Source organism: Specibacter sp. AOP5-B1-6, from assembly GCF_052376555.1.
Lineage (GTDB): Bacteria > Actinomycetota > Actinomycetes > Actinomycetales > Micrococcaceae > Specibacter.
Map to the genome: position 1 here is coordinate 1 of NZ_JBQSVT010000079.1, position 4,624 is coordinate 4,624.

6 protein-coding genes and 1 pseudogene are annotated in these 4,624 nt (G+C 58.0%); 1 reads left to right on the forward strand and 6 read right to left on the reverse strand.

The window, feature by feature from the left end:
- A pseudogene (locus ACT3TS_RS19345) lies at positions 1–323 on the forward strand (hypothetical protein); the annotation flags it as partial.
- A 45-nt stretch (positions 324–368) separates the two neighbouring features.
- Here ACT3TS_RS19345 and ACT3TS_RS19350 read toward each other — a convergent pair.
- From ACT3TS_RS19350 to ACT3TS_RS19375, 6 genes are all read right to left on the reverse strand, one after another.
- Positions 369–1,427, reverse strand: coding sequence for a DUF4192 domain-containing protein (locus tag ACT3TS_RS19350; RefSeq protein ID WP_444533161.1), 1,059 nt, complete (start codon positions 1,425–1,427; stop codon positions 369–371).
- Between the two features lie 98 nt (positions 1,428–1,525).
- Positions 1,526–2,494 carry a hypothetical protein gene (locus tag ACT3TS_RS19355; RefSeq protein ID WP_444533162.1) on the reverse strand — a complete coding sequence of 323 codons (969 nt, stop codon included), beginning with the start codon at positions 2,492–2,494 and terminating at the stop codon, positions 1,526–1,528.
- The gene (locus ACT3TS_RS19360; protein WP_444533163.1) at positions 2,494–2,970 is read right to left on the reverse strand and encodes a hypothetical protein; all 477 of its coding nucleotides are present in this window, start codon (positions 2,968–2,970) and stop codon (positions 2,494–2,496) included. Before ACT3TS_RS19360 ends, ACT3TS_RS19355 begins: the two co-directional genes overlap by 1 nt.
- A 196-nt stretch (positions 2,971–3,166) precedes the next feature.
- Positions 3,167–3,670, reverse strand: coding sequence for a hypothetical protein (locus tag ACT3TS_RS19365; RefSeq protein WP_444533164.1), 504 nt, complete (start codon positions 3,668–3,670; stop codon positions 3,167–3,169).
- A 142-nt stretch (positions 3,671–3,812) separates the two neighbouring features.
- On the reverse strand, positions 3,813–4,049 hold the full coding sequence (locus ACT3TS_RS19370) for a helix-turn-helix domain-containing protein (protein WP_444533165.1): 237 nt from the start codon (positions 4,047–4,049) through the stop codon (positions 3,813–3,815).
- Positions 4,046–4,624 (reverse strand): DUF2326 domain-containing protein (locus ACT3TS_RS19375; protein ID WP_444533166.1); only part of this gene is annotated, 579 nt, incomplete at its 5' end. The genes ACT3TS_RS19370 and ACT3TS_RS19375, both read right to left, overlap by 4 nt.

Below are 4,624 nucleotides of genomic sequence, written 5' to 3' on the forward strand. Positions count from 1 at the left end.
TGATTAGCTCAGGAAATTCGATGCCCTTCCCGGAGACCTCGGTGAAGGAACTGGTGGCGTCTGGGCTGATCGCTGTTGGTACCGTTCTGACGGCTCAACCTGGTGTGTGGGGTGTGCGGTCCTGCACCGTTCTTGCTACAGGTGAACTCCTGCTCGACGATGGGAATATGTACAATTCGCCGTCCGGTGCGGGGCGTCAGCTACGGAAGGGCGCAGTAAATGGATGGACATTTTGGCAATTGCCGGATGGTCGCCGTCTTCATGAAATACGTAAGGAATACCGCCAATCCATGGAGACCATGCTTGACACCCAGACCCATTGATGCGAGTGTCTGACAGCCGTTATTTGCACCACGTTCGCTCTGCCGCTATGCCATTCCCATGCCACCAATTTCGGGCCCGCGAGTGTGAGGTGGCTGGTAGGCGGTTAGTTTGTCTGTGGCCCAGTCGGAGAGGACGCCTTCGCGAACGAGGCGGTCGGTGAGTTGGGCCAACCGGTACTCGGGGTCTGACTCGAGAGCGCGCTGAAAGCACTCATGGGCCTTGCTGCCATGGCCTTCCCACCATTGGATGACGCCCAAACTGGTCAGCACGGGTGCAGCATCGGTACCGTCTGTGCGCATGTACAGCTGGAATAACACTTCGGAAGCGCGCTCGACGCGCTTCCAGTGGGGGCTTTGTTTGGTTTGGCCCAGGAGCAGGTCGCGCATGCTGTCGTCGATGCCGGGGATGTCGGCGAGGAGCCTGTCCCGGACACTGATGAACTTGAGGTTCGCGATCAGCTCGGCGGCTTCGTCGTCGGTAGGTTCGCCGCCGCCGTCGAGCATCTTGTTCCACAGGGTCCTGGCGCGGGTGATGGCGGCTTGCGGGTTCATGGCTTCGATCCTGAAGCAGTGCCGCAGGATTTCCGTGCTGAGGGCGGGGCGAGCAAGCACTGGAATGCGGAATCCGGGGGATGCTTCGATGCTGGACCCGCGGAAGACTAATTCTGCGTTGAGCTCGCTGGACAGCACCCCGTCAAGGGGGTAGCTGACGCTGGTGTCGGCGCCCATGAGTAGGTAGTTCGTGAATGTGGTTTCGCCGATCAGCCAGCCATCTCGAACACTCACGCCTTGCTGACTGAGCCGACCCGTCAGTTCCTCCATCACGCTCTCATGGGGGCGCAATACATTCGGGGCCCATGGGGTGTGAGCGAAGATGCCGAAGACGACGCCGGTGGCCTGGCGGTCTGTGCCGACATGACGCACGACCTGGTCGATGAAGTGTTTGGTGTCTGTGCCGGGAATCGGCAGGTTAACCCGGAGTGTGGCTCCGATGCGCTTGTCGTCCAGAATGACGCAGACCAGGCTTTCCTTGGGCCAGAATCCCAAACTGTGGCCCATGAGGGCGATGAAGTCGTCAGGGGTCTTGATGCTGAGCTTTTCCATGATGCCTCCACATGGCGGTGCGGCTGGTTGATGCCGACAACACTTGTTCATGGTTTGGAAGCGCGATAACTACATGACCGCAACCGCTGTGGGCTCAATCAGTGTCCTTGGAGGAGCTGCTCTGCTTGATTAACGAGGACGCGGTCACGGGGGAGCAGCGTCATTCCGCGCAGTTGGCAGTCGCGAATCTCTATGACCCGGCGGTGGAGGTGCGCGTCCGGGCGAGTGGCGACGGGATCCAGTAGGGGAGTCCACCGGTTGCGGAGCAGATATTTTCGCTCGTGGCTGCTGCGGCGCCAGACTGGTGTCAACAGAACCATGAGCCAGCGTGAGCGGATACTGCGCCGCAGTTGTTGTCTGGAATCTCGAAATCTGGGAAGCATGAGGCCGACGCTGACCAGGAGCACAGCCAGGGTTTCAAGGATAGGGAAAAACCAGTTGAGGCTACCTACAAGGGGACTGATTCGGGATGGGGATTCCTCAAGCAGTCCAAGTGCCAGCCGGTTGCCCAAGGCCAGGGCCATGAAGATACACCCGGCCGCGAAACATCCCACCCCAGATTTGAAAGATCCGCTGCGCATATTGGGCAGGAATCGCAGACAGTTCAGGGCGACATCGGCGCATACCCAGATGATGAATGCGGATCCCATCCAGAGGAACAATTGCATCCCGGGTTGATCGCCATAGGCCAGCGGCAGATTCTGGTTGGTGACCTCGACATGGCTTACGGAAAACCCTGTAACGACGCATGTGCCAGCCACCACGGCAGCTAGCCGTCCGCGCATGAGGTGGCGCCGCCGTCGTGCTTCATCACTAAAGGTGGCCAGGATAGTGGCGGTGTGGAATTGCCAAAATCCGGCCATGACTGTCACGACCAGAAGCAGGCCCACTCGATTGTGGCCGCCAAAGACCGGATCAGCTGCGGTGTAGACGGCGGGAATGAACAAGGTGCAGGCTATGGCGGCGAAGAATGTGGCGCGCAGGACGGAGGCGCGTTCTTTATCTGAGGCTGTCGGGATCCTGACGATGGTTAGCAGCCACAGCATTGCGGCCGGCACGTAGTCCATTACCCAAAGACCTTGTTGAAGCCGGATGGGTCATCTGGTGTGTCCTGGATATGAGGGTGGATGCGGGCCGTGAGGAGGTCAGCTAAGTATTCCGCGGCTGCTTCGGCCTCGTCGTCAAAGCTGGTGCGGCCGAGCACCTTCAACGGGGTTTCTGGGAAACCAGGTAGCTGCACGAGGTCCAGCGATGTGGCGGTGAGCTGGTGGTTCAGGATCATGTGGGCGAATTCGTGCAGGATGATCTGCTGTTGGTGCCAGGTTGAGCGAGGTGGGGCATGGACGACGACGTCGAGATGTTCGTAGGAAACGAACAATCCGCAGAGATCATTACCGTGCAGGGTCGGCAGCTCAATGATGGTGATGGGCCGACCGCGCCTGGCCTCGAGCCAGGACTTGATGCTGTTCAGGTCAGGGTGGTCGCCCAGTTCGAGCTGACGGTTGGCGTCTCGGGCTTCGTGGCGGATCTTCCGGTCATTCACGATGTGGCCGTTACCCTGCCGACGGACTGCTGCGTGGTCAGATTGCAAGCCGTGGCGAGGTAGCTCTTTTGGTGTTGCTGGCGGTCTTTCATGTCTGGAACCCATCGGGTTGCTTCAGCGGTTGCGGTGATCCGCTGTCTAATTCATGCTAAGTCTGTCCGCCGCGGGTGACCATAGCTGAGGCTGACATTGCTGGCTATTTCTGGCCGGTCTTTCGTGCCAAGTAGTCTTTGAGGCCCTGCTCGCCCCGTCGCATCAGGGCAGCATGGGCGTAGGTGAATGCCGGACTTGCTACGGGGCTGAGGAATGCCATCCATCGGCTCGTGGGCCGTACGCGCCACTCAATGTCCATTTGGGTCTGGCCGCTGCTGGTGTTGGAGAGGATGACGCGGCCTTCACCTTCCAAGTCACCGCCGGCATCGAAGATGATTTCATTCGGGCTATCGACGAGGGTTGGGTGGTAGGAGACGGACAGTGTGTATCCGAGCGACGCCTTGAAATTCAGCGTGGCGGTTGTTGCGAGAAGGGTGTCCGCGGCTGACCCACCCGTGTGGGGTGCCCGGTCCAGGGGTTTTGCCAACGTGCAGCCTAGCCACCAATCTGGCCAAGCCATATTTGGATCGGCTATGACGTCCCAGACTTCTTGGCGGGTGTTCGGGAATGTCCAGGTGGACGAGAGATCGTAGAGTCGGGTGGCCATGGGGATATTGTTGCACGGACGGAAACGAAGACGCGTCGTTTGACGGGTGGTTTTGACGGCGACAATTATCCGGGCAGAGCAAGAACGGACAGTGGACTGTTATTTCGCCCTTTGAGTATGCAAACGCTGCTTGACGTCTTCTTCAGTAAGTTTTGACATCGGTTTCCTTCTCTAACTCGGTGATGATTTCAGCGATATCGCTCAAGCTGCAGTCCAAGGCGACGGAGACTTTCACTAGTACGGCGGTTGTGACGTTTTCGTTGCGTCCAAGTTTGGCTACGGTTCCGGTGCTGATTCCAGCTTCATGCTGGAGGTCTTGTTTCTTCCAGCCGCGGTCGACTAGTTGCTTCCAGAGCGGGTTGTAGCTGATCTTCTTCAATGCTCCTCCAGCTCTTGCTCGTCGGTCTTCTTGTTCCACTGCCTGCCGTAGAGTGCCTTGCCTTCGGGACCAAGTGTGATCACACTGGTTGCCTGAACGATCTCCTCGACTGGAGTTCCTTCGTAATCTTGTTCACGGTCAAATGCGATAAACACCTGTTTACTTGACTGCTTGTACAGACTTAACAACCGGCCAACGACGTCTTTCTCGACGTTGTTGAACAGAACCGAGTCATGGATGATGACCGGCAACGGTGTGAGGTTAAGAATCGCGAGGTCGAACAAGGAAAGGTCTTTGTCGGCAACGCCGGAGCCTTCGTCGTCAGGGCTACCGAACGTGTAGTTGGTGCCGTCTTCTTTGAAGTCCAAAATGGGTGCTTGCAGGTCAGGCGTAACTACTGCATTTAGCTCGATTAGCTTGCTGTTCACCGAATCGCGGACTTCTTGGTAGACCTCTTGGCGAAGTCGCGCGAGGTCTGCTCTAAGGCGTTTGCGTTCGTTGATAAGTGCTTCTCTGTCATCCCAGATCTCGACTTGGATTTCGAGGGCTTTGTGGCGTGCTGAAAGTTCGCCGTA